The sequence below is a fragment of the Streptomyces mashuensis genome (genome assembly GCF_014654785.1).
Lineage (GTDB): Bacteria > Actinomycetota > Actinomycetes > Streptomycetales > Streptomycetaceae > Streptomyces > Streptomyces mashuensis.
In genome coordinates, this window is sequence record NZ_BNBD01000001.1 from 205,510 (window position 1) to 230,463 (window position 24,954).

Annotated in this window: 13 protein-coding genes; 5 read left to right on the top strand and 8 right to left on the bottom strand. The window is 75.3% G+C overall.

Translation table 11 applies throughout. The features are described from left to right. Positions 1-20 precede the first annotated feature (20 nt). Positions 21-10,277 (bottom strand): non-ribosomal peptide synthetase, encoded by a 10,257-nt coding sequence (locus IE305_RS00740; RefSeq protein ID WP_190127361.1) that lies wholly within the window; start codon positions 10,275-10,277, stop codon positions 21-23. A 156-nt stretch (positions 10,278-10,433) separates the two neighbouring features. Then, positions 10,434-11,783 carry a serine hydrolase domain-containing protein gene (locus IE305_RS00745; RefSeq protein WP_229890392.1) on the bottom strand — a complete coding sequence of 450 codons (1,350 nt, stop codon included), beginning with the start codon at positions 11,781-11,783 and terminating at the stop codon, positions 10,434-10,436. A 211-nt stretch (positions 11,784-11,994) separates the two neighbouring features. Here IE305_RS00745 and pheA point away from each other — a divergent pair, with 211 nt between their 5' ends. Then, the gene (pheA, locus tag IE305_RS00750; protein ID WP_190127363.1) at positions 11,995-12,930 is read left to right on the top strand and encodes a prephenate dehydratase; all 936 of its coding nucleotides are present in this window, start codon (positions 11,995-11,997) and stop codon (positions 12,928-12,930) included. A gap of 9 nt (positions 12,931-12,939) precedes the next feature. On the opposite strand, the gene IE305_RS00755 is transcribed toward pheA, so the two are convergent. Beyond that, entirely contained in the window at positions 12,940-13,602 is a 663-nt protein-coding gene (locus IE305_RS00755; protein WP_190127364.1) for a response regulator transcription factor, read from the bottom strand. After that, positions 13,590-14,891, bottom strand: a complete 1,302-nt coding sequence (locus IE305_RS00760) for a sensor histidine kinase (RefSeq protein WP_190127365.1) — start codon at positions 14,889-14,891, stop codon at positions 13,590-13,592. The genes IE305_RS00755 and IE305_RS00760 overlap by 13 nt, the downstream gene beginning before the upstream one ends. Positions 14,892-15,095: 204 nt before the next feature. On the opposite strand from IE305_RS00760, the gene IE305_RS00765 reads away from it, so the two are divergent. The 4 genes from IE305_RS00765 to IE305_RS00780 all read left to right on the top strand — a co-directional run bounded on the left by IE305_RS00765 (position 15,096) and on the right by IE305_RS00780 (position 19,315). Beyond that, complete coding sequence (locus IE305_RS00765) at positions 15,096-15,854, top strand: ABC transporter ATP-binding protein (RefSeq protein WP_190127366.1); 759 nt, start codon at positions 15,096-15,098, stop codon at positions 15,852-15,854. Position 15,855: 1 nt separating this feature from the next. Further along, complete coding sequence (locus IE305_RS00770; protein WP_190127367.1) at positions 15,856-17,844, top strand: FtsX-like permease family protein; 1,989 nt, start codon at positions 15,856-15,858, stop codon at positions 17,842-17,844. A gap of 155 nt (positions 17,845-17,999) precedes the next feature. After that, positions 18,000-18,680 carry a response regulator transcription factor gene (locus IE305_RS00775; RefSeq protein WP_190127368.1) on the top strand — a complete coding sequence of 227 codons (681 nt, stop codon included), beginning with the start codon at positions 18,000-18,002 and terminating at the stop codon, positions 18,678-18,680. Next, complete coding sequence (locus tag IE305_RS00780; protein WP_190127369.1) at positions 18,677-19,315, top strand: sensor histidine kinase; 639 nt, start codon at positions 18,677-18,679, stop codon at positions 19,313-19,315. The genes IE305_RS00775 and IE305_RS00780 overlap by 4 nt, the downstream gene beginning before the upstream one ends. A gap of 103 nt (positions 19,316-19,418) precedes the next feature. On the opposite strand, the gene IE305_RS00785 is transcribed toward IE305_RS00780, so the two are convergent. The 4 genes from IE305_RS00785 to IE305_RS00800 are packed head-to-tail and all read right to left on the bottom strand — an operon-like array spanning position 19,419 to position 24,930. Further along, positions 19,419-20,612: an aminotransferase-like domain-containing protein gene (locus IE305_RS00785; protein WP_190127370.1), complete on the bottom strand. Its 1,194-nt coding sequence runs from the start codon at positions 20,610-20,612 to the stop codon at positions 19,419-19,421. Continuing rightward, on the bottom strand, positions 20,605-21,645 hold the full coding sequence (locus IE305_RS00790) for an isocitrate/isopropylmalate dehydrogenase family protein (RefSeq protein ID WP_190127371.1): 1,041 nt from the start codon (positions 21,643-21,645) through the stop codon (positions 20,605-20,607). Before IE305_RS00790 ends, IE305_RS00785 begins: the two co-directional genes overlap by 8 nt. Further along, on the bottom strand, positions 21,642-23,648 hold the full coding sequence (locus IE305_RS00795) for an aconitase family protein (RefSeq protein WP_229890394.1): 2,007 nt from the start codon (positions 23,646-23,648) through the stop codon (positions 21,642-21,644). The genes IE305_RS00790 and IE305_RS00795 overlap by 4 nt, the downstream gene beginning before the upstream one ends. Beyond that, a complete protein-coding gene (locus IE305_RS00800; RefSeq protein WP_190127372.1) occupies positions 23,632-24,930 on the bottom strand; it encodes a LeuA family protein in 1,299 nt (432 codons plus the stop codon). The genes IE305_RS00795 and IE305_RS00800 overlap by 17 nt, the downstream gene beginning before the upstream one ends. Between the last annotated feature and the right edge of the window lie 24 nt (positions 24,931-24,954).

Sequence of the window (24,954 nt, forward strand, 5' to 3'; positions counted from 1 at the left end):
GGTGGGTGTCGGGGGTCTCGTCAGGCGTCGGCGGCGCCCGCCTCCAGTTCGGCGAGGATGCGCTCCTCGACCTCCAGGGCGGTCCCGGCGATCGTCGGCCGCTCGAACAGCGCGCGGGGCGACAGGTCGGTGCCGAACGCCGCGTTGATCCGCGACGCCAGCCGCACGGCCAGCAGCGAGTCGCCGCCCGCCTCGAAGAAGTTGTCGTGGACGCCGATGCGTTCGGTGCCCAGCAGCTCCTGCCAGATCTCGGCCAGCACCTCCTCCGTGACGGAGGACGGCGCCGCATAGGAGGCCGTGGTCTCCACGCGCTCGTGCGGCGCGGGCAGCGCCCGCCGGTCGACCTTGCCGCTGGGCGTCAGCGGCAGCGCGTCCAGGGTGACGAACAGCGCCGGCACCATGAACTCCGGCAGCGTCGCGGCGAGGTGCTCGCGCAGGTCCGCCGCGGCCGGCGCGCCGTCGCCGGCCGGCACGACGTGCCCGACCAGGACCGTGCGGTCGCCGTCCGCGTGCGCCACCACGGCGGCGTCGGCGACCCGCGGGTGCGTGACGAGCGCGGCCTCGATCTCGCCGGTCTCGATGCGGTAGCCGCGGATCTTCACCTGCCCGTCGCCGCGCCCGAGGTACACGAGCGTGCCGTCGGCCCGCCACCGCGCCAGGTCGCCCGAGCGGTACATCCGCTCGCCGGGGCCGCCGAAGGGGTTCGCCGGGAAGCGCTCCTCCGTCAGCTCCGGCCGGCCCAGGTACGCGCGGGCCAGGCCGGCGCCGGCCACGTACAGCTCGCCGGTGACGCCGACCGGGACGGGCGCCCCCGACTCGTCGAGGACCAGCACCCGGTAGCCCGGCAGCGGCCGCCCGATGGGCAGCGGCCCGCCGGCCGCGACGTCCTCGGCGGTGATCTCCTGCCGGGTGACGTAGACCGTCGCCTCCGTCGGCCCGTACTGGTTGACCACCCGGGCCGCGCCGCCGCCGTACCGGCCGAACCACGTCGTCAGGTGCTTGGGCTCCAGGGCCTCGCCGGCCAGCACCACCCAGCGCAGGGCGGGCAGCGGGCCCGCGTCCGCCGCGGCGGCGCTCTCCACCAGCGCGCGGAACATCGACGGCGTCTGGCACAGCACCGTCACGCCCTCCGCGCGCAGCAGCTCCCACGTGGCCGCGGGCCGCTGCGCCCAGTCCCCGTCGACGACCACCAGCCGGCCGCCCGAGGTCAGGCAGCCCCACATCTCCCACACCGACACGTCGAACGCGTACGAGTGGAACGCCGTCCACACGTCGTCCGCGCCGAAGCCGTACGCGGGACGGGAGTTGACCAGCAGGTTGAGGACCGAGCGGTGCTCGACCGCCACGCCCTTCGGCCGGCCCGTCGACCCCGACGTGTAGATGACGTACGCCAGGTCGCCGCCGGTCACGGCCGTCTCCGGTGCGGAGGACGGCCGCGCGTCGATGGCGGCGCGGTCGCCCTCCAGGTCCACGACCGTCACGCCGTCGGCCCGCGGGCCGTCCGGCCCGGTGCCGTGCGTCAGCAGGATGCGGGCGCCCGCGTCCTGGAGCATGAACGCCAGCCGGTCCGCGGGGTACGCCGGGTCCAGCGGCAGGTAGGCCGCGCCCGCCTTCATGATGCCCAGCAGCCCCGCCACCAGCTCCGCGCCGCGCTCCGCCGACAGGCCGACGACCTGCCCCGGGCCGGCGCCCAGCGCCACGAGGTGGTGCGCGATGCGGTTGGCGCGCTCGTCCAGCTCCCGGTACGTCCACGTGGTGCCGCCCGACGTCACCGCGGGCGCGTCCGGCGCCGCCGCGGCCCGCTCGGCGACCCGCTCGTGCAGGGTGCCGGGCTGCGCCGGGGCGTCCTCGGCGGTGTTCCAGGTGTGCACGACCCGCTCGAACTCGCCGTCGGCGAGCATCGGCACGGCCGCCACCGCCCGCTGCGGGTCCGCGACGACGCCGCGCAGCAGCGCCGTGAAGTGCCCGGCGATCCGCTCCACCGTGGCGTGGTCGAACAGCTCGGCGTCGTAGGCCAGCGTGCAGGCGAACGTGTCGTCGGCGTACGCGAGCAGGTTGAGCGGGAAGCTGGTGACGTCCATGCCCTCCAGGCCGCGCAGCCGCAGGCCGCGCTCGCCCGCCGGCTGGTCGTCCTTGGGGTAGTTCTCGAACACCACGAGGCTGTCGAAGAGGGGCGTGCCCGCCCCGGCGTCGCTCCAGCCCTGGATCCGCGGCAGCGGCACGTACTCGTACTGCCGCGCCTCCACCTGGTCCTGCTGCACCCGGGCCAGCCACTCGGCCACCGGCGCCGCGCCGTCCACGGCGACCCGTACCGGCAACGTGTTGATGAGCATGCCCGCGATCGAGCCGGCCCCCGCGAGGTCCGCGGGGCGGCCCGAGACGGTGGCGCCGAAGACGACATCGCGCTCCCCGGCGTACCGGGCCAGCAGCAGCGCCCAGACACCCTGGACCAGCGTGTTCACCGTGATCCGGTGGGAACGGGCGAACGCGAACAGCTCCTGCGACGCGGCCTCGGACAGCCGGGTCTCCAGGCGGCTGGTCGACCGCGCCTGGTGGCCGGCCGCGGGCCGCCGGTCGTACGGCAGCGGCGTCGGCGCACCAAACCCGGCGAGCAGCCCCCGCCAGTACGTCTCGGCCTGCGCCAGGTCCTGCTGCTCCAGCCACTCCACATACGACCGGAACGGCCTGCGCACCGGGTGGGCGGGCTCCTCGCCCGCCGCCAGCGCCTCGTAGACGGAGTGCACCTGCGTGAGGACGCTGAAGGTGCTCCAGCCGTCGAGCAGCAGGTGGTGGAACGAGCCCACCGTGCGCACCGACGTCTCGCCGACGCGGATCAGCGCCAGGCGCAGCAGGGGCGCCGCGGACAGGTCGAGGCCGCGGGCGCGGGCCTCCGCGAGGTGGCGCTCCAGCGCCGCCTGCTGCCCGGCCTCGTCCAGGCCGGTCCAGTCCAGCCGTTCGACGGGCAGCGGGGCGTGCCGGTGCACGACCATCAGGGGCCGTTCGACGCCCTCCCAGACGACGGAGCTGCGCAGCACCTCCAGCCGGTCGGCCACCTGCTGCCAGGCGCGGGCCAGCAGGTCGATGTCGGTGACGCCGTCGAGGACGTACGTCATCTGCTCGAAGTAGGTCGGCGAGGCGGGGTCGGCGAGCGTGTGGAAGAGCATGCCGGCCTGCATCGGCGTGAGCGGATGGATGTCCTCCACGTCGCGGCCGTCGCCGGCGATGCGGTCCACGGCGGCCTGGTCGAGGCGGGCGAGGGGGAAGTCGGACGGGGTGGCGCCGCCGCTGCCCTCGGTGAGGCAGTGCGCGATCGTCTCCCGCAGGGCCGTGAGGAACTCCCCGGCCAGCCGCTCGACGGTGGTGGTGGCGTGGATGCCGGGCGTGTGGATCCAGTCGATGCGGAGCTCGCCGTCGCCGACGGCCGCCACGATGTCGACGAGGTGCGGGCGCGGCAGCTCCGGCGCCTGGTCGCGGCCGAGGCCGTCCAGGCGGCGCCGGATCAGGCCGTCACCGCTGGTGGTGCCGTCCCACTGGCCCAGGTAGTTGAAGCTGATCCACGGCCCCTCGCCGGCGGCCGGCGCCCCACCGGACAGGTAGCGGACGGCGTCGTGGCCGATGCCGCGCCGGGGCACGGCCCGCAGGTGCTCCTTGACGGCCTTCAGCGCGGTGCCCCAGTCGCCGTCCGGCACGTCCAGGCACACCGGGTGGGTGGTGGTGAACCAGCCGACGGTACGGGAGAGGTCGACGTCGTCGAAGAGGTCCTCGCGGCCGTGGCCCTCCAGCGCCACCGTCACCGGCCGGCCCGCCCACCGGGCCAGCACCCGGCCCAGCGCGGCGAGCAGCACGTCGTTGATCTGCGTGCGGTAGACGGCCGGCACCTGCTGGAGCAGCGCCTTCGTCTCCTCGCGGCCCAGCCGCACCGACGCGACCGCCGACGCCCCGAAGGTGTTCGGCGCGTCACCGTCGCGCGGCGCCTCGCCGGCCGCGGGCACGGCCGCCCAGTACGGCAGTTCGTCGTCGAAGCCGCCGTCCCGCACGTGCCCGGCCAGACGGCCGGCCCACTGCTGGTAGCTGCTGGCCCGGGCGAGCGGCCCGGCCGGGCGGCCCTCGGCCAGCCGCGCGTACGCCGTGGCCAGGTCCTCCAGCAGCACCCGCCACGACACGCCGTCCATGACGAGGTGGTGCGCGGTGAGGAACAGCCGCGGCAGCCGGCCCGCGCCCAGGCGGAAGAAGACGCCCTTCAGCAGCTCCCCGGAGGACAGGGCGAGCGAGCGCTGCGCCGCCTCCGCCGCCTCGTGCAGGGCCGCCTCGCGGGCCTCGGCGTCCAGGCCGGACAGGTCGCGCACCGTGAGCGGCAGCGCGGCCGGGGCCTCGGCGTACTCCTGCACCCACACGCCGTCCTTGCGGAAGAACCGCAGCCGCAGCGCGTCGTGGTGGGCGACCACGGCGGACAGGGCGCGCTCCAGCAGCGCGGTGTCCGTGCCGGGCGCCAGCTCGACCTGCACCGACATGGCGTAGTGGCCCGGCCCCTCGGGGTGGTCCGCGAAGAACCGCCGCTGGATGGGCGTGAGCTCCACCCGGCCGGAGACCGGCCCGCCGTCGCCGGCCGCGGCCTCCGCGCCCGTCGCGTCGTCGGCGAGGGTGCCGACGGCCGGGGCGAGCGTGGCCACGGTCTGGTGGACGAACAGCAGCTTGGAGGTGAGCCGCAGGCCGGCCTGGCGGGCCCGCGAGACGACCTGGAGCGACAGGATGGAGTCGCCGCCCAGGTCGAAGAAGTTGTCGTGCACGCCGACCTGCCCGACGCCCAGCACCTCGGCCCACACCGACGCCAGGGCCGCCTCCGTCGCGTCGCGCGGGGCGACGTACTCGGGGCCCTGCCGGCCGCCGGCCTCGCCGGGCTCCGGCAGGGCGCGCAGGTCGACCTTGCCGTTGGCGGTCAGCGGCATGCGCTCCAGCGGCACGAACACCGACGGCGTCATGTGGTCCGGCAGCGACCGGGCCAGGTGGTCCCGCAGCTCGCCGGGCGCCAGGTCGCGGGACGGCACGACGTACGCGACCAGACGCCGGTGGCCGGAGGTGCCCTCGTGGGCCACCACGACCGCGTCCACCACGGCCGGGTGCTGCTTGACGGCGCCCTCCACCTCGCCCAGCTCGATGCGGAAGCCGCGGATCTTCACCTGCCCGTCGGAGCGGCCCAGGAACTCCAGCGTCCCGTCGTTCCGCCGGCGCGCCAGGTCGCCCGAGCGGTACATCCGCGTGCCCGGCTCCCCGTACGGGTCGGCCACGAACCGCTCGGCCGTCAGGCCCGGCCGGCCCAGGTAGCCGCGGGCCAGGCCGGGACCGGCGAGGTACAGCTCGCCCGGCACGCCCACCGGCGCAGGCTCCAGCTCCGGGGTCAGCACGTACGCGCGGGTGTTGCCGATGGGCGTGCCCAGCGGCACCGGCGCGGCCGGGTCGAGGTCCGCCGGGACGTCGTACGTGGTGCTCAGCGACGTCGCCTCGGTGGGCCCGTAGCCGTTGGCGAGCCGCACCTGCGGGTGGGCCGCCAGGAGGCGGGCGCAGTGCTCCGGCGACACCTTGTCGCCGCCGGCCACGATCTGGCGCAGCCCGCCGAGCGCGGCCACGTCGTCGTCGACGACCTGGTGGAACAGGCCCGCCGTGATGGCCAGGTGGGTGACGCCCCGGCCGCGCAGGAACGCGCCCAGCGCCTCGCCGCCGGAGGCGTCCGGCGGCCGCACCGCCAGCCGTGCGCCGTGCAGCAGCGCCGCCCAGATCTCCAGCGTCGACGCGTCGAACGACACGGACGCGAACTGCGCCACGACGTCACCGGGCCCCACGTGCAGGAACCCCGAGTCGTGCACCAGGCGCACCACGGCCCGGTGCGAGGTCATCACGCCCTTGGGGGCGCCGGTGGACCCGGAGGTGTAGATCACGTACGCCAGGTGGCCGGGGGAGAGGGCGACCTCCGGCGGCGTGGCCGGGTACAGCGACGTGTCCTCGTCCACGTCGACCACGACGGCACCTGTGGCGGGCAGCCGGTCGCGCAGGTCCTTGCGCGTCACCACCAGCCGGGCCCCGGCGTCCTTCAGCATGTACGCGAGCCGGTCGGCCGGGTAGTCGGGGTCCAGCGGCACGTACGCCGCGCCGGCCTTGAGGACGGCGAGCAGCGCCACGACCGTCCGCGCGCCGCGGCCCAGGCACAGTCCGACGAGGTCCTCGGGGCCCGCGCCCGCGGCGGCCAGCCGGTGCGCGAGCCGGTTGGCGCGCTCGTCCAGCTCCCGGTACGTCAGCTCCTCGTCGTCGTCGACGAGGGCCACGGCGTCGGGGCGGGCGGCCACCTGCGCGGCGAACAGCTCCGGCAGCGACGCCTCCGGCAGCGGCCGGGCCGTGTCGTTCCACTCGTGCAGGACGCGGTGCCGCTCCGCCCCGGAGAGCATCGGCAGGGCCGCGACGGGACGTCCGGGCTCCTGCGCCGCCGACCCGAGCAGCACGGTGAGGTGCTCGGCGAGCCGGGCCACGGTCGCCTCGTCGAACAGGGCGGTGCTGTAGATGACGCGGGCCGTCAGGCCCTCCCCGGCCTCGGAGAACTCCAGGGTGAGGTCGAAGGGCGCGCCCTCGTGCTCCAGGTGGTGGGGCCGCACCCGGACGCCGGGCAGCCGCAGGTCCTCCTGCGGGGCGTTCTGCAGCACCACCATGGTCTGGACGAGGGGGGTGCGGCTGGTGTCGCGCTCCTGCTGCACCACCTCCACGAGCCGCTCGAACGGCACCTCCTCGTGGGCGAACGCCTCCAGCACGGTCTCCTTGACCTGGTCGAGGAGCGTGCCGAAGGAGGCGTCGCGGTCCACGCGCGAGCGCAGCACCACGGTGTTGACGAGGAACCCGACGAGCTGCTCCAGCTCCTTGGCGCCGCGACCGGAGGACGCCGTGCCGACCGCGATGTCGTCCTGCCCGGACCAGCGGGCGAAGACGGCCTTGACCGCGGCGGTGAGCACCATGAACAGGGTGGCGCCCCGCTCGCCGGCCAGGGCGCGGGCCCCGGCGACGGTGGCGGCGGGCACCTCGAAGACGTACTCGGCGCCCGCGGTCGACCGCACCGCCGGCCGCGGCCGGTCCGTGGGCAGCTCCAGCGGGGCCACGCCGGCCAGCCGCTCCCGCCACCAGTCCAGCTGCCGGCCCAGCAGCGCGCTGTCGTCCAGCCGGCCGCGCTGCCAGGCGGCGAAGTCGGCGTACTGCACCCCGGGCTTCGGCAGGCGCGCGGCGCGGCCCTCGACGCGGGCCGCGTACAGCTCGCCCAGCTCGCGGGAGACCACGCCCATCGACCAGCCGTCGGTGACGATGTGGTGCATGCCCAGCACGAGCACGTGCTCGCCCTCCGTGAGGGCGGCCAGCAGGACGCGGACCAGCGGGCCGGCCTGGAGGTCGTAGGGGCGGGCCAGTTCGGCGCGCAGCAGCGCGCGCAGCCGGTCCTCGCGCTGCTCCGCCGCGACGCCGGTCAGGTCGAGCTCCGTCCAGCGGGGCTCCAGCGCCGGGTGGACGACCTGGACGCCCCGGCCGGCGACGACGCCGAAGGTGGTGCGCAGCGACTCGTGCCGGGCCACCAGGTCGCCGACGGCGCCGCGCAGCGCCGCCGCGTCCAGGTCACCGGTCAGCCGCAGCCCGACGGCGGTGTGGTAGCCGGCGTTGCCCGGGTCGAAGTCCTCCAGGAACCACAGCCGCTGCTGCCCGTACGACATGGGCAGTTCGCCGTCGCGGGGCACCACCGGGATGGACGTCTCGCCGGCCTGCTCGACGGAGGAGACCGACGCGGCCAGCTCGGCGACGGTGGGCGCGTCGAACAGGGCGCGCGGGGACAGCTTCAGGCCCAGCGCCTTGCGCAGCCGCGACACGGCGCGCACGGAGAGGATGGAGTTGCCGCCGAGCGCGAAGAAGTCGTCGTGCACGCCGATCCGTTCGGCGCCGAGAACCTCGGCGAAGACGCCGGCGATGGTCTCCTCCACGGCGTCGCGCGGCGCGACGTGCGACGAGGTGTCCGCACCGGCGGTCTCCTGCGCGCTGCCGGGCGCGGGCAGCGCGCGCCGGTCGACCTTGCCGTTCGGGGTGAGCGGCAGGGCGTCGAGGACCACGACCGCCGCCGGGACCATGTACTCGGGCAGCGCGGCGGCCAGGTGCTCGCGCAGCGCGGCGGGCGTGGGCCGGGCGGTGCCGGCGGGCGACACATACGCCAGCAGGTTGGTGTTGTGCGGGACCACCACGGCCTGGGCGACGTCCGGGTGCGCGTCGAGCGCGGCCTCGATCTCGCCCAGCTCGATGCGGAAGCCGCGCACCTTGACCTGGTCGTCGGCGCGGCCCAGGTACTCCAGCGTGCCGTCGGCGTTCCAGCGGGCCACGTCGCCCGTGCGGTACATGCGGCTGCCCGGCCGGCCGAAGGGGTCGGCCACGAACCGCTCGGCGGTCAGCCCGGCCCGGCCGTGGTAGCCGCGGGCCAGGCCGGCGCCGGCGACGTACAGCTCGCCGCGGACCCCGGCCGGCACCGGGCGCAGGGCGCCGTCCAGCACGTACACCCGGGTGTTGGCGATGGGCGTGCCGATGGGCGGCACGGCGGCGCTGCTCAGCGGGGCGCTCATGGTGGCGCAGACGGTGGTCTCCGTCGGGCCGTACGCGTTGACCATGCGGCGCCCGGCGGACCAGCGCGCCACCAGGTCGCCGGTGCTGGCCTCGCCGGCCACGACGAGCGTGGCGCCGGCGGGCAGCCCGCGGCCCTCGGGCAGGACGGCGACGGTGGCGGGGGTGAGCGTGGCGTGGGTGACGCCGTGCCGCTCGGCGTAGGCGGCCAGCGGCTCGCCGGGGAGCATGACCTCCTTCGAGCCCATCACCAGCGTGGCGCCGGTGAGGAGGCCCATGCAGATCTCCCAGAACGCCGCGTCGAAGCTGGCGGAGGCGAACTGCAGCACGCGGCTGCCGGGCCCGGCGCCGAACGCCTCGGCCTGGACGGCGGCCAGGTTGCCGATGCCGGCGTGCGACACGAGCACGCCCTTGGGGCGGCCGGTGGAGCCCGAGGTGTAGATCGCGTATGCCAGGTCCTCGGGCACCACGGCCACCTCGGGGGCGGTGCCGGGCAGGGCGTCCAGCTCCGCGCGGTCCCGGTCCAGGTCCACCAGCGTGGCGCCGGTGTCCGGCAGCCGGCCGCGCAGGGCCTCCTGCGTCACGACCAGCCGGGCCCCGGAGTCCTGGAGCATGTACGCGAGCCGGTCGGCGGGGTAGCCCGGGTCCAGCGGCAGGTAGGCCGCGCCGGCCTTCATGATGCCGAGCAGGCCGGCGATCATCGGTGCGCCGCGCTCCACGCACAGGCCGACCAGGACGTCGCGGCCGGCGCCGAGCTCCCGCAGCCGGTGGGCGATGCGGTTGGCCTGCGCGTCCAGCTCCGCGTACGTGACCTCGGCGTGCTCGTCGACGACGGCGACGGCGCCGGGGCGGGCCGCGACGTGTGCGGCGAACAGTTCGGGGAAGGTGCCGGTGGGCACGTCGCGGGCGGTGGCGTTCCACTCCCGTACGACGCGGTCGTACTCGGCGTCGGTGAGCATCGGCAGCGCGGCCACCGGGGCGCCGGGGCCGGCCGCGGCGCCGGCCAGCAGGACGGTGAGGTGGCCGGCGAGCCGGGCGACGGTGTCCGCGTCGAAGAGGGCGGTGCTGTAGCGGACGAGGGCGGTGAGGCCGGTGCCGGTTTCGGTGAACTCGACCGAGAGGTCCAGCGGGTCGAATTCGGCCTGCGGCCCGTCCTGTTCCCGCAGCACCACCATGGTCTGCACGAACGGCGTGATGCTGGTGTCCTGCTGCGGCGCCAGCGCCTCGGTCAGCTCGGCGAAGGACAGCCCGTCGTGGGCGAAGGCGTCGCGCACGGTGCCCGCGAGCCCGTCGACCAGCTCCCCGAAGGGCGCCTGCACGTCGACGTGGCCGCGCAGCACCACGGTGTGGCCGGTGCGCGGCGACACCGTGCCGACGGCGATGTCGTCCTGGCCGGAGTAGCGGGCCAGCAGCGCCTGCACGGCGGCCGTCAGCACCTCCAGCAGGCCGGTGCCCCGCGCGTCGGCGAGCGCGCGCACGGCCCGGGCCGTCGCGGCGGGGACGTCGAACGTGTGGCCGGCGGTCTCCGTGGAGCGGACCACCGGGCGGCGGCGGTCCAGGGGCAGTTCGACGGGGACGACGCCCGTCAGCCGTTCCCGCCAGAACTCCACGTGCGGGGAGGGCTCCCGGCCAACCGACGCTGCGGCGCGAGTCACGCTGTGCCTCCATGATGGACGGACCTCCCCGCGGCACGCCGCGGCCCGGGGTGCGGGCGCGCGGCGGCCGGGAGAAAGTCGGGGGCGGAACAAGGGAAGGGGCCGGGCCGAGCCCGGGAACGCTGGAAGGGCGGCACGCCGCCCCGGTGGGCCTGCCTACGCGGCGGGGGGCAGCCGTCGGGCGGAACGCCCGGCCAGCCGCAGGAGGGTGACCTCGCCCGTGTCGCCGTCCGGCAGGAACCGGCCCGCGTAGGGCGCCTGCCCGGCGTCGACGCGCCGGGCGGTGAAGTACAGGCCGTCGTGGAGTGTGACGTCGGCGACGAGGCCGGTGCGGTCGCTGAGGCGGACGCCGCCCTCGTGCCGGCGCACGGAGAAGACCGTGTCGCCGTTGGCGTAGTCGCCCAGGACCGGTGCGGGGTCCGGCGCGGTGGCGCCGGTGGCGGGGCCCGGGGGCAGGCCGGGGTCGTGGTCGGCGACGTCCAGGCCGAGGGAGCGCAGCTCCTCGACGACGTCGAGCCACAGGCTGGAGCCGGTGGTGGCGTTGGTGGTGAGGGCCACGGCCGCGCCGGTGCCCGGGTGGAAGCGGAGGTTGCAGGTGCCGCCGTCGACCGTGCCGTCGTGGCCCAGCCAGCGGTTGTCCGGGCCGCCGTAGCAGCCCAGGCCCGGGGCCCAGCCGTCGGCCATGCCGAAGGAGTCGGCCGCCGGGTCGGGGGTGTGCATCAGGGCGCGGTGCTCGTCGTCCAGCAGCGTGTCCGCCTCCGGGTGCCGCCCGGTGTGCAGGCGGGCGAAGACCAGCAGGTCCTCGGCGCTGGCGGACAGGCCGCTGGCGGGCGCCCACGTGGCGGGCAGGAGCTGGTCGACGGGGTGGGCGCCGGGCGTGCCCGGCCGCACCGCGTGGCCGTGGGCGAGCACCCGGCCGGACGGCTCCGTGGCGGTGGTGTGCGGGAGGACCGGGTCGAGGCCGAGCGGGCGCAGCAGGAAGTCGCGGAGCGCCTCGTGCCACTTGAGGCCCGTGACCTCCTCGACGACGCGGCCCAGCACGTTGTAGCCGGTGTTGGCGTACGAGAAGCCCCGGCCGGGGCGGTCCAGCAGCGGCAGGGCGGCGACGCTCGTGGTGTAGCGGAGCAGCGAGCGCTCGGCGGGGTCGTCGAGTTCGTGGTCGGCGATCAGGCCGCCGGTGTGGGTGAGCAGGTGGCGGGCGGTGACCTCCGCGAGGGACGCGTCGGCGGCGCGGCGTAACTCCGGGAGGAGCTCCGCCACCGGCTCGTCCAGGTCCACGTCGCCGTCGGAGGCCAGCTGCACCAGCAGGGTGGCGGTGAACGCCTTCGTCACCGACCCCAGGGCGAAGGCGGTGGAGGTGTCCACCGGCTCCGGCCGCCCGGCGTGCGTGACGCCCGTGGCGACCGACACGGTCTCCGTGCCGGTGTGCACGACCAGCTGGGCCCCTGGGACCGCGTTCTTCTCCGCCAGCGCGCGCAGCCGGTCCGCAACGACTCGAGTATCCACAGACAGTCTCCCCCATACCGACCCCGTGAGTACGGTTACCCGCACCCGAAGGGGTGCGGCTAGCCGTACCCCCTCATCCTTGATCGAACGCACGGTCGGGGGCAAGGTGTTTCCGTGGGAGGAAAACCCGCACGTCACAAGGGTGTTGACGGAGGGTGGCCGGGCGGTCCGGCCGCGGGGGCCGCGGCCTGCGGCCCGTAGGGTGACCGCCATGTCGGCAACCCGGTACACGTATCTCGGCCCCGAGGGCACCTTCACCGAGGCGGCCCTGCGCACTCTCCCGGAAGCGGCCACCCGGGAGCTCGTCCCCATGGTGTCGGTGCGCGCCGCCCTCGACGCCGTGCGCGGCGGCGGGGCCGCGGCCGCCCTGGTCCCCATCGAGAACTCCGTCGAGGGCGGCGTCACCGCCACGCTCGACGAACTCGCCCACGGCGAGCCCCTGATGATCTACCGCGAGGTGCTGCTGCCCATCGCGTTCGCCCTGCTGGTGCGGCCCGGCACCCGCCTGGAGGACATCAAGACGGTGACCGGCCACCCGGTGGCACAGCCGCAGGTGCGGAACTGGCTGCGCGCCCACCTGCCGGACGCGGTGTGGGAGTCGGCGGCCTCCAACGCCGACGGCGCCCGGCTGGTGCAGGAGGGCCGCTACGACGCGGCGTTCGCCGGCGAGTTCGCGGCCGCCACGTACGGGCTGGAGCCCCTGGTCGCGCAGATCCACGACGCGGAGAACGCCGAGACCCGCTTCGTGCTGGTGGGCCGCTCCGGCCGGCCCGCGGCGCCCACCGGCGCGGACCGCACGTCCGTCGTCGTCCGGATGGGCACCGACCGGCCCGGTGCGCTGCTGGAGCTCCTCCAGGAGTTCGCGGTGCGCGGCGTCAACCTGATGCTGATCCAGTCGCGCCCGACCGGCACCGGCATCGGCGACTACTGCTTCGCCATGGACGCCGAGGGGCACGTGGCCGAACGGCGCGTGGCCGAGGCGCTGATGGGACTGCGGCGGATCGCGCCCATGGTGCGCTTCCTCGGCTCGTACCCGCGCGCCGGCGTCCGGCCGGGCGACGTGCCGGCGCCGCGGCCCGGCACGACCGACGCGGAGTTCGTGGCCGCCGCGGACTGGCTGGCCCGCGTCCAGGACGGCCGGGCCTGAGCCCCTCCGTCAGGACGCCTCGCGCCGCAGGTAGGCGAGGACGGCGAGCACCCGCCGGTTGCCCTCCGCGGGGTCGAGGTCCAGCTTCATGAAGATGTTGCCGGCGTGCTTCACCACCGACGCCTCGGTGACGCTCAGCCGCTGCGCGATCGCCTGGTTGGTGAGGCCCTCCGCCATCAGCGCCAGGACCTCCCGCTCCCGCGGCGTGAGCCGGCCCATCGGCCGGCCCGCGTCCTGCTGCGCCAGCAGCACCCGTACGACCTCCGGGTCGAGCACCGTCTGCCCGGCGGCGACCCGGCGCAGCGCGTCGAGGAACTCCGAGACCTCGCCCACCCGGTCCTTCAGCAGGTAGCCCAGCCCGGCCGCGCCGGCGCCGCCACCGCTCAGCAGCTGCGTGGCGTAGGCCGTGGCCACGTACTGGGACAGCACCAGCACCGGCAGGCGGTCGTGGCGGGCCCGCAGCTCCAGCGCCGCCTTCAGCCCCTCGTCCCGGAAGTCCGGCGGCATCCGCACGTCGGTGATGACGACGTCGGGCCGCTCCTCGTCCACCGCGCGGGCCAGCGCCTCCGCGTCACCGACGGCGGCGGCCACCTCGTGGCCGCCGCGCGTGAGCAGTTCGACGAGTCCTGCGCGGAGCAGGACGGCGTCCTCGGCGAGTACTACGCGGAGCACGGGACCTCCACTCGGAGCCGGGTCGGGCCGCCGACGGGGCTGGACACCACCAGCCGGCCCCGCAGGATCGCCAGGCGGTCCGCGAGGCCCGCCAGGCCCGTCCCCGCCGAGGGGTCGGCCCCGCCCTGCCCGTCATCGGTGATCACCAGGATAAGCCGGTCGTCCTCCAGCCTGCCCTCGACCGTGACCCCCGACGCGCCGCTGTACTTGTTGGCGTTGGTCAGCGCCTCGGTCACCGCGAAGTACCCCATCGTCTCGACCGGGCCCGGCAGCCGGTGCGGCAGGTCCACGTCCACCGTGACCGGCAGCGGGTTGTGCAGCGCCACCTCCGTCACCGCGGCGGCCAGCCCGTGGTCGGTCAGCACCTGCGGGTGGATGCCCCGCACCAGGTCGCGCAGTTGCTCCAGGGCGCGCCGGGCCTCGGCGCGCGCCCGCGTGACGAGTTCCGCCGCGGCCGGGTTCTGCTCGCCCAGCTCCATCTGCGCCAGCCCCAGCGTCATGGTGAGCGCGACCAGTTGCTGCTGCGCGCCGTCGTGCAGGTCGCGCTCGATCCGGCGCCGCTCGGCCTCGAACGCGTCCGCCAGCCGCGCCCGCGAGCGCGTGAGCTCCATGACGCGCGGGCTGAACTCCTCGTCCCGCGACGACAACAGGAACCACGCCGTCCGCACCTGCGCGCCCGCCAGCAGACCCGCGAGGTACGCGCACAGCACCAGCCCCAGCAGCCCCACGGCACTGAACGGCAGCCCCGCCAGGGGCCCCGGCACCGCACGGCCCGGAATGATCATCACCGGGCCGGAGTTCAGCGCCACGATGCCGGGCGTCGCGAGCAGGATCAGGGAGAACCCCAGCAGCGCCGTCACCCCCAGCCCCGCCACGGCGAACACCACGCCCAGCAGCACCGCGTAGCCCAGCTCCCGCCACGTGGCCCGCTCCCGCATCCGGGTGCGCAGCCACGTGCGCGCCCCGGCGCCCGGCAGCGAGGCGTGCGGGTCCGGCAGCGGCACCGGGTCGACCAGGCGCAGCCGCCGCCGCTCCACCCGCGCCACGGGCAGCCCCGCCACCGCGGTGGCCGCCAGCACCAGCAGGCCCACGCCCACCACCGACAGCACCACACCCAGCGCCACCAGCGCCACCAGGGACGCCAGCACCACCAGACCGAACAAGGAGCCGCTGAACAGGTACGCCCAGCAGCGCACCGGCCAGGCCGAGAGCAGGAAGCGCCGGGGGCGCCGTAACGCCTCCCACACGGCGACGGGCTGGACGCCGTCCCCGGACGGCCGTGCTGACATCGTGGAGCCTCCCGCCGGACCACGCCCCGCGCTCCCGCGGCCGTGGTCCTCCGTACCGTGTGACCCCCGGACTCTAACCGTGCCGCCCCACCCGCGTCGGTAGGGAAAACCCACCCCGAAAGGTTCGCGTCAGCTCCACTGCGCCCCCGCGGCCCGCCGTGCTGGACTGGATACGATCCCGCCCGCCCCGCAAAGGACCACGGCATGTCACTGCTCAGCGCAGCCACCACAGCCACCGCACAGGACGTACCGGCCACCCGCCTCGTCTCGGTCTCCAAGACGTACCCGGGCGCCGCCGGCACCGTGCTCCACGGGGTCTCCGTCCACTTCCCGCAGCGCGCGCTCACCGCCGTCATGGGCCCCTCCGGCTCCGGCAAGACCACGCTGCTGCACTGCGCCGCCGGACTCGACCGGCCCACCGAGGGACAGGTGCTGCTCGGCGACACCGACCTCGCCACCTGCGACGAGCGGCAGCTCACCCTCATCCGGCGCGGCCGCGTCGGCTTCGTCTTCCAGCAGTTCAACCTCCTCCCCATGCTCACCGCCTACGAGAACGTCGCGCTGCCGCTGCGCCTCGACGGCCGCCGGCCCGACCGGGCCCGCATCCTGGAGGCCCTGCGCCAGGTCGGCCTGGAGAAGCAGGCCGGCCGCCGCCCCGCCCAGCTCTCCGGCGGGCAGCAGCAGCGCGTCGCCATCGCCCGCACCCTCGTCGCCGAGCCCGGGATCGTGTACGCCGACGAGCCCACCGGCTCCCTGGACCGGGCCACCGGCCGCCAGGTCATGGGCCTGCTGCGGGACCTCGTCGACCGCGCCGGGCGCACCGTCGTCATGGTCACCCACGACCCGGCCGCCGCCGCCCGCGCCGACCGCGTCGTCTACCTCGTCGACGGCCACGTCGTCGGCACCGACCCCGCCCCCACCGTCGAGCGCATCAACGCCCGCCTCACCGCGTGGGAGAACTGACATGTGGCGCCTGTCCCTGCGCTCCGTGCGCCACCACGCCCCCCTGTTCGCCGGCACGTTCGTCGCCCTGACCCTCGGCGTCACCCTGATCGCCGTCTCCGCCGCCGCCCTCGCCGCCACCTGGTCGGTGCCCACCCCCTCCGGCGCCGGACTGCCGTCGGTGACCCTCACCGACGGCGAGGGCACCCGCCACACCCTCGTCACCGGCGCCCCCGACCTCGGCGGCATCCAGACCGTGCTCGTCATGGCCGGCGTCGTCGCCGCCTTCGTCACCGTCTTCGTCATCGCCGGCACCTGCGCCCTCGGTGTCGCCCTGCGCCGCCAGGACATGGGTCTGCTGCGCCTGATCGGGGCCGGCGGCCCCCAGGTGCGGCGCATGGTCGTGGGGGAGTGCCTGGCCGTGGCCGTGCCGGCCGCCGCCCTGGGCTGCCTCCTGGCCGCCGCGGCCACCCCGTGGGCCGTCGACGCCCTCAACGGCACCGGCCTCGCCCCCGTCGACCTGCACCCCGGCCCCCTCGGCGGCCCCCTGCTGTTCGCCGCCGGCGGCGGCCTGGCCATCGCCGTGCTGGGCGCCCTCGCCGCCTCCCGGCGCGCCTCCCGCGTCCGCCCCACCGAGGCCCTGCGCGAGGCCGCCCTGGACTCCGCCGGAATCACCGGGGGCCGCGCCGCCCTGGGCGTCCTGATGCTCCTCGCCGGCACCGCCATGGTCGCGCTCGCCCCCGGCGCCGGCGCCGAAGGCGCCGTCCCCCTCGCGCTGTTCGGCTCCCTGGCGCTCACGCTGGCCGCCTCCGCCCTCGGCCCCCTCTACCTGCCGCGGCTGGCCCGCCTGGTCGCCGCACCCCTGAAGCGCACCCGCACCGTTTCCGGGCGGCTGGCCCTGGAGGCCGTCGGCAGCGCCCGGCTGCGCACGGCGTCCCTGGTGGGCCCGGTGCTCTCCATCGTCGCCGTGGTCGGCGTGTTCACCTCCGTCATGGCCACCACCGGCAGCACCGTCGAGGCCGACGACCGGGCCCGCACCACCGGCCAGCTCGTCGTCGAACCCGCCTCCGGCGCCGGCGACACCCTGGACGCGGGCGTCCTCGCCCGGCTCCGGCAGGCCCCCGGCGTCCGCGCCGTGTCGGCACCCGCCCCCGTCGACCTCGCGGTGGCCGGACCGTACTCCGCGTGGCAGGACGAGGGCGCCGTGGCCGACCTGCCGGCCCTCACCCGCACCCACCGCGTCGACGTCGTCGAGGGCACCGTGCGCGCCCTCGGCCCCGGAACGGTCGCCGTCTCCAAGGAGTTCGCCGACTGGTACGGCTACCACGCCGGCGGCCGCCTCACGTACGGCCTCTACGGCGGCCGGCCCGCCTCCGCCCGGATCGTCGCCGTCCTCGACGGCGGGTCCGCCGTGCCGCACGTCGTCCTCCCGCCGTCGGTCACCGGCGCCGCCGCGCCGGAGCGGGCGACCGTGCTGCTCGGCGCGGTGCCGGACGGCGGCACCGCGGCGGCCGCCCGGGAGCTGGCGCGGTACCTCGGCACGGACCGGGTGACGGTCACCCCCACCGGCGACTGGTTCGCCCACCACGCGAGCTCCCAGGACCGGCTCAACCGCCTCGTCCTGCTGGTCCTCGCCGGCCCCGCGTCCGCGTACGCGCTCATCGCCGTGGCGAGCACGTCGGTGATGTCCTACAGCCGCCGCGGCCGCGAGGTCGCCGGCATGCGCCTGGTGGGCGTCAGCCGCGAACAGGTGCGGCGGATGGCGCTGTGGGAGGCGGGCATCACCACCGCCCTCGCCGCGGCCCTGGCCGCCGTCCCGGTCGCGGTGGGCCTCGTCGCGTACCGGTCGGCGCTGGCCGCCACGTACGGCACCGTCGCCGTCAGCGTGCCGTGGGGCGTGCTGGCCGGGCTGGTCGCCGCGTGCCTGGCCGTGGCCGGCGGCACCGGTCTGATCGCCGCGCAACGACTCCTGGCACAACGGGAAGTGGCCGCCGTCACGGCCCGCCAGTGACGCCGCCGCGGATGCGGGAAGACGGCGGCAATGCGCCGGGGGTTTCGTCCGGAAAAGCAGGCTGCGCGGCGTAGCGTCATTCCCCGGACGGCCCCTATGCTGAGCAAACCCCAACCGGAAACCGATATCGACGACCTGGACAGGCGGGAGCCGCTGTGCGTGTCCTGATTGCCGAAGACTCCACGCTCCTGCGCATGGGAATGGTGCGGTTGCTGGCGGACGAGGGGATCGAGGTGGTCGCCGAGCTGGGCGAGGTGACCGATATTGTCCGGGTCGTAAGGGAAACCGCTCCGGATGTCGCCATCATGGACGTCCGGATGCCGCCCACCTTCACCGACGAGGGCATCAGGGCCGCCCGCGCCATTCAGGACTCATGTCCTGGAACCGCCGTTCTGGTGCTTTCCCAGTACGTCGAGTACGCCTACGCCAGGGAACTGGTGGACAACGCCCGCGGCGGGGCGGGTTACCTGTTGAAACAGCGGGTCGGAGAGCTGGAGGACTTCCTCTCCGCACTGGGCCGGGTGGCCCGCGGCGAGACCTTTCTGGACTCCGAGATCTACCGGCAATTCATGGGCGGGCCACGGGAGAAATACGCCGCAGGTCTTCTCACCAGCCGGGAACGGCAAGTTCTCGAGCTGGTCGCGACCGGGCTCACCAACTGCGGCATCAAAAACCGTCTCAACATTTCCGAGCGGGCCGTGGAGAAGCATGTGACCTCCATCCTCAGCAAGCTGCGGATCCCCAGCTCCGGCGAGGACCACCGCCGGGTGCTCGCCGTCCTCGACTATGTGCGCGGCACCGGCCGCGACACCGTCGCCGGAGCGGCGGCGGAGTGACGCCGGACGAGCGGCGGCCCCTGGCCGCCCTGCGCCTCCACGACGCCCACGTCCGGCGGATCGAACGCGACCTGCACGACGGGGCGCAGGCCCGGCTGGCCGTGCTGCTGATGCGGATCTCGCACGTCACCCGGCGGGCCGGGGACGACGCCGCCGCCCTGCGGGAACTGCTGGAGGAGGCCCGGCACGAGATCGCCCGCGCCCTGGACGACATCCGCGGCCTGCTGCGCGGCATCCGGCCGCCCCTCCTCGCCGACCGCGGCCTGGCCGCCGCCGTCGCCGAACTCACCGCCGCCTGCAGCCTCCCCGTGTCCGTGGACTGCCGGCTGGACGGGCGCCCCGGCGCCGACGCCGAGACCGCGGCCTACTTCATCGTCGCCGAGTCCCTCACCAACGCCGTCAAACACGCCGCGCCCACCCGCATCCGCGTCCACCTGGCGCGGTGCGGCGACCGGCTCGTGGTCGAGGTCACCGACGACGGCACGGGCGGTGCCGCGCCCGGCAGCGGCAGCGGGCTGCGCGGCCTCGCCGACCGGGCCGCCGTCCTCGGCGGCACCTTCCGGCTCACCAGCCCGCCCGGCGGGCCCACCACCGTCCGTGCCGTCCTGCCGTGGGCCGCGGAGGACAGCGCCTGAGACCCGGGCAGCAGCAAGGGCCGTGGGCCGGGAACGCACGCCCCGGGCCCACGGCCCCACCATCGAACGGCCCGGCCACCGGACGGCTCAGCCACCGGACGGCTCAGACCAGCACCTTCGCCAGCCGCCGCACGCCCTCCTCGATGACGTCCGGCGGATGCCCGGCGAACGACATCCGCAGCGTGGCCGCATCACCGGCACCGGCGAAGAACGGCTCGCCCGGCACGTACGCCACGTCGTGGGCCACCGCCTCCGGCAGCAGCGCCGTCGCGTCCCGCCCCTCCGGCAGCCGCACCCACACGAACATCCCGCCGTCCGGCCGGCTGACCGTGCTGCCCTGCGGCAGCACCCCCTCCAGCGCGCCCAGCATCGCCGCGCACCGCTCCCGGTACAGCGCCCGCGCCGGCACCAGCCGTGCGTCCAGGTCGTGTTCGGCCAGATACCGCGCCGCCACCGCCTGGTCGACGGTCGAACTGTGCAGGTCCAGCGCCTGCTTGGCGAGCACACAGGCCCGCCGCACCGCCGCCGGCGCGTGCAGCCAGCCCAGCCGCAGACCCGGCGCCAGCACCTTCGACAGGCTGCCCAGCAGCACCGTACGGTCGGCGGCCTCCTCCAGCGCCGCGATGCGCGGCAGGTGCTCGCCGCGGAACCGCAGCTCCCCGTACGGGTCGTCCTCGGCGATCCAGAAGCCGTGCTCCGCCGCCAGCCGGGCCACGGCCCGGCGGCGCTCCAACGGCAGCGTCTGCCCGGTCGGGTTCTGGAACGTGGGCACCAGGTACAGCAGCCGCGGCCGCTCCCGCTCCACGGCCTCCGCCAGCGCCGCCACGTCCACGCCGTGCCCGTCGGTGGGCACCGGCACCACCCGCGCGCCCGCCTGCCCGAAGCACTGGAGGGCCGCCAGGTACGTGGGCTGCTCCACCAGCACGGTGTCGCCGGGCTCCAGCAGCACCGCCGTCAGCAGCGTCAGCGCCTGCTGCGCCCCCGTGGTGATCAGCAGCCGGTCCGGGTGGGCGGCGAGGCCCTGCCCGGCCAGCCGTGCCGCGATCGCCTCGCGCAGCCGGGGGTCGCCGTCGGTGACCGAGTACTGGAGCGCGCGGTACGGCTCGTCGGTGAGCACCTGGTCGTACATGGCGCGGATGCCGGTCACGTCGATGAGCTCCGACGCCGGCAGCCCGCCCGCGAAGGAGATCACCTCGGGCCGGGCCGTCAGCGCCAGGGCCTCCCGGATCACCGAGCTGCCGGCCGCCGCGGTCCGCCCGGCGAGCGCCGGCGGCGGCACCCGCACGCCGTCAGTCATCGTTCCCCCTGGCCGCGACGCCGCGCTCCAGCAGCGCCAGCACCGCGTCCATGAACGACCGGGTGGTGCCCTTGCCGCCGAGGTCCGGCGTGGCCGCCTCGCCGCGCGCCGCCTCGTCCAGGCAGCGGCGCAGCAGGGCCGCCGGTGCGCCGTGCCCGGCGTGCTCCAGCAGCATGGCCAGCGACATCACCGTGGCGTACGGGTTGGCGATGCCCCGGCCCGCGATGTCGGGCGCGCTGCCGTGCACCGGCTCGAACAGGCCGATGCCCGTCTCGGGGCAGATGCTGGCGCTCGCCGCGAGGCCCAGGCCGCCCATCAGGGCGGCGCCGATGTCGCTGACGATGTCGCCGAACAGGTTCGACGCCAGCACGCCCTGGTACGGCGACGGGTCGCGGACCAGGTGGTAGCAGAACGCGTCGACGTACTCCTCCGAGCCCTCCAGGCCGGGGAAGTCCTCCAGCTCGCGGCGGAACACCTCCTGCCACAGCCGGCCGGTGTTCGGCACCGCGTTGGCCTTGTGGACCAGCGTCACCTTCGTCCGGCCCGTGTCGCGCAGCCGGCCCAGGCAGTAGCGGACGAACTTCTCGACCGTCTCCCGCGTGTACACGCACTCGTCGATCGCGACGCCGGTCCGGCCGCCCTGCGGCACCGTGCCGCCGACGCCCACGTACAGGCCCTGGGTGTTCTCGCGGAAGATGTCGATCACGCCGGTGGGCAGCGTCACGGGGCGGTGGTTGACGTACAGGTCGAGGCCGCGGCGCATGCCGAGCAGGATCTCGCGGCCGTGCGCCATGTCGGGGATGCGCGGGTCGCCCAGCGCCCCCAGGAGCACGGCGCCGTACTCCTTCGTCAGGCGCTCGATCGCCCCCTCGGGCAGGCCGACGCCGGTGCGCAGCCAGGTGTCCGCGCCCCAGTCGAGGACGTCGTGGGTGATGCCGAGGCCGTACGCCTCGTCGAGCAGCGTCAGGACGGGAAGGGCGGCGGGGACGACCTCCTGGCCGATGCCGTCGCCGGGAACGACTGCGATCCTCATGCCTGCACCCGCGTCCCGAAGACGTCCTCGACGGAGGCGAGCCGGCCCGCGATGGCGGTGGCGGCCACCACGTAGGGCGAGGCCAGGTACACCCGGCCCGGGCCCGAACGACCGGGGAAATTGCGGTTCTGCGCGCTCACCGTGACCTCGTCGGGGCGCTCGGAGACGCCCGGGCCCGCGTTGATGCACGCCCCGCAGGACGGCGGCAGGACGGTCACGCCGACCTCGCCGAACAGGTCCAGGTAGCCGCGGTCCGCCGCGTACGCCATCACGTCCTCGCTGCCGACCTGGATGTACGCCTGCACGCCGGCGGGCACCTTCAGGCCCCGGTCGCGGGCGAGCGCGAACACGCTCGCGTACATGTCCATGTCGTACGCCTTGCCGCCGGTGCAGGAGCCGCCGTAGACCTTGTCGACCGTCACCTCCTCGCGCACCGTGGCCAGCGGCACGGAGTTGCGGGGGTCGCCGGGCAGGGCCACCATCGGCTCGATGCCGCCGAGTTCGAGGTCGACGACCGCGGCGTACGTGGCGCCCTCGTCGGAGCGGACGGCGGTGCCGGTGGACGCGCCGGGGCCGCGGCGGGCCAGGTGGGCGTACGTGACCTCGTCCGGCTCGAACAGGGCGGTCATGCCGCCCGCCTCCACCGCCATGTTGCACAGGGTGGCGCGCTCGTCGAGGTTGAGGCCGGCGCTGCCGGGCCCGGTGAACAGGAGCACCTTGCCGAGGGTGCGGCTGCCCTGGATCTCCGGGTGCGCCAGCAGCGTCAGCATGACGTCCTTGGCGCACACGCCCTGCCGCAGCCCGCCCAGCAGGTTGACCTGGATGACGCCGGGCACCTTCACCAGGATCTCCCGGTTGTACCAGGCGTTGGCGATGTCGGTGGCGCCCACGCCGAAGGCGAACGCGCCGACGGCACCGGCGGTGCAGGTGTGGCTGTCGGTGCCGATGATGACGTCGCCGGGCCGGGCGACGTGCTCGACGATGTGGTTGTGGCAGATGGCGCGGCTGCCGCCGGTCTCGGCGGGGCCGACGAAGTTGCCGCCGCTCAGGGCCGCGAACTCCTGCTGCCGCCGGCCCAGCCCGTCGACGCGCGCGATCAGCTCGGGGCCGTTCGGGCGCCGCTCCAGCACCGAGGAGGCCAGCGACAGGTGGTCCTGGAAGAACCAGCACGTCTCGGGCCGGGCGAGGGTGGCGTCGGTCCCGAACTGCTGGGTGAACATGCCCGCGGCCATGGGCGTCACGTACTCGTGCGAGAAGCGGACGTCGGTCTCGACGAAGTACGACTCGCCGACGCGGACGCTGCCGTCCTCCGGGCGCGGGTTGCGGGCCGACAGCCGGCTCTGGACGATCTTCTCGACGGCGTTCAGCGGGCGCACCGCGTCGAACCGGGGCCGGATCGCCGAGCCCGCACGGTTGAAGCCGAACAGCCCGCCGCAGTCGATGATCGCGCGCTCGATGTCGTTGGCGCGCCGCGTGAACGCCTCCAGCGGCAGCTCCTCGCCGGCCAGCAGGGCGTCCAGGAGCGTGAAGTCGTCGCAGGTGACGATGCCGACGTTGCGGCAGTTCTGCTCGTAGATCCGCTCGAAGGAGCGGGCGAAGACCACCTCGACGCCGGCGTACTTCTCGGCGTACACGGCGTGCTCGCGGGAGGAGCCGCAGCCCTTGGCCTCGCCGCTGACGATGATCTGCGGGGCGAACGCCTTGAGGGCGCCCTCGCCGACCGTCTTGCCGCGCAGCCCGAGGTAGGCGTAGTCGCCCAGCTTCTCGTCGTACCAGTAGCAGCACCAGCCGGGGATGATCTCGTCGGTGGAGATGTTGTTCATCAGCGGCTCGTGGAGCAGCTCCGCCGGGCCGCGGGTGCCGCTGCCGTCCAGCTGCGCGGCGAGCAGGTCCGCGTCGTCCGTGACGACCAGGACGTTGCCCCGCAGCCGGATGGTGCGTCCGCCGCCCCCGTCCGTCCCCGTCGCCCGGCCCGGCTCGCTCTGCTCACTCAGCTGTCGCAATGATCTGCCTTATCTGTTCGTCGGTGAGGGGGCCACGGCTCGCCTTCGCCCTCGCCAGGACCTTCTTGAGGTACGTGGGGTTCTCGCTGTCGTAACCGTGCACCGTCAGCCAGTACTTGACGTTGTTGGTGCCGGACGCCTCGTCGACGAGCACTTCCTGCTCCCGGCCGAGCAGCCCGGCCGGGACGGCGGAGTACACCATGTCCTTCACGAGGGCGTTGCCCTTGCGGTGGGCCTTGAGGATCGCCGAGGCGTGCACGCCGGCGCTGGTCTTGAAGACGTCCCGGCCCAGCGCCGGGTAGTTCTGCGGGATGCCGACGCCGAGGACGTCCGACGCGTACGCGGCGTAGGCGCGCAGCGCGTCGAGGTCGTACCGGCCGTGCCCGTCCAGGTGGCTGTTGACGATCAGCTGGTCCAGGGAGGCGTTGCCGGCGCGCTCACCGATGCCGAGGATCGTGCCGTGCACCCGCTCGCAGCCCTCCGCGAGCGCGGTGAGCGAGTTGGCCAGGGCCAGGCCCCGGTCGTTGTGGCCGTGCCACTCGAAGCCCACCGGGTGCCCGCGGTCGGCGAAGTACGCCCGGGACCAGCGCAGGAGGGCCCGCGTGCCGGCCGGGACGGCCGCGCCCACGGTGTCGCACAGCGTCAGCCGTGCGGCGCCCGCCTCGATCGCCGCGTCGTAGACCCGGCCCAGCACCTCGGGGGTGCAGCGCACCGCGTCCTCCAGGACGAGCACGAACTCCGCGCCCTCGTGCCGGCAGGTGAGCGCCGCCTCGCGGACGTGCCGCTGGATGGTGGCGATGTCCCAGTCCTCGACGTACTGCCGGATGGGGCTGACGCCGATGAAGACGTACGCCTCCACGGGGACCTGGGCGCGCTGGGCGATCTCGCCGATGGCGTGGATGTCGGCGGGGTGGGTGCGGCCGGCGTAGCCGAGGGCCAGCGGATGGCCCTGTGCGGCGACGTGCCGGGCCACTTCCACGCACTCCTGCACGGCGGCCGGGTCGGAGCCGGGGAAGCCGAGGTCGGCGGAGCGGACGCCGGCCCGGACCATGTGGTCGACCAGCGCGAGCTTCTCGTCGAGCGAGGGATTGCGGACGTTGGGGGCCTGGAGCCCGTCCCGTAACGTCTCGTCGAAGAAGACCCCGGTGAGAGCCCCTGGGCGGGCCGGGTGGGCCGGCACGTCCGGCGCCGGGCCGGCCGGGTCCGTGGCGGCCCCGGCGGTGTTCCAGTTGAACCAGATGTCGGCACCGATGTCGTCGTGCTGGCCGGTGGTGTCGTGCACTCGACCTCCCCGTCAGGTGTCCGG

What these genes read in the sequence shown, in the direction of transcription:
- pheA (WP_190127363.1), top strand. Translation starts at nt 11,995, where the DNA reads ATGTCGGCAACCCGGTACACGTATCTCGGCCCCGAGGGCACCTTCACC.
- IE305_RS00760 (WP_190127365.1), bottom strand. Translation starts at nt 14,891, where the DNA reads ATGTCAGCACGGCCGTCCGGGGACGGCGTCCAGCCCGTCGCCGTGTGG.
- IE305_RS00765 (WP_190127366.1), top strand. Translation starts at nt 15,096, where the DNA reads ATGTCACTGCTCAGCGCAGCCACCACAGCCACCGCACAGGACGTACCG.
- IE305_RS00770 (WP_190127367.1), top strand. Translation starts at nt 15,856, where the DNA reads ATGTGGCGCCTGTCCCTGCGCTCCGTGCGCCACCACGCCCCCCTGTTC.
- IE305_RS00785 (WP_190127370.1), bottom strand. Translation starts at nt 20,612, where the DNA reads ATGACTGACGGCGTGCGGGTGCCGCCGCCGGCGCTCGCCGGGCGGACC.
- IE305_RS00790 (WP_190127371.1), bottom strand. Translation starts at nt 21,645, where the DNA reads ATGAGGATCGCAGTCGTTCCCGGCGACGGCATCGGCCAGGAGGTCGTC.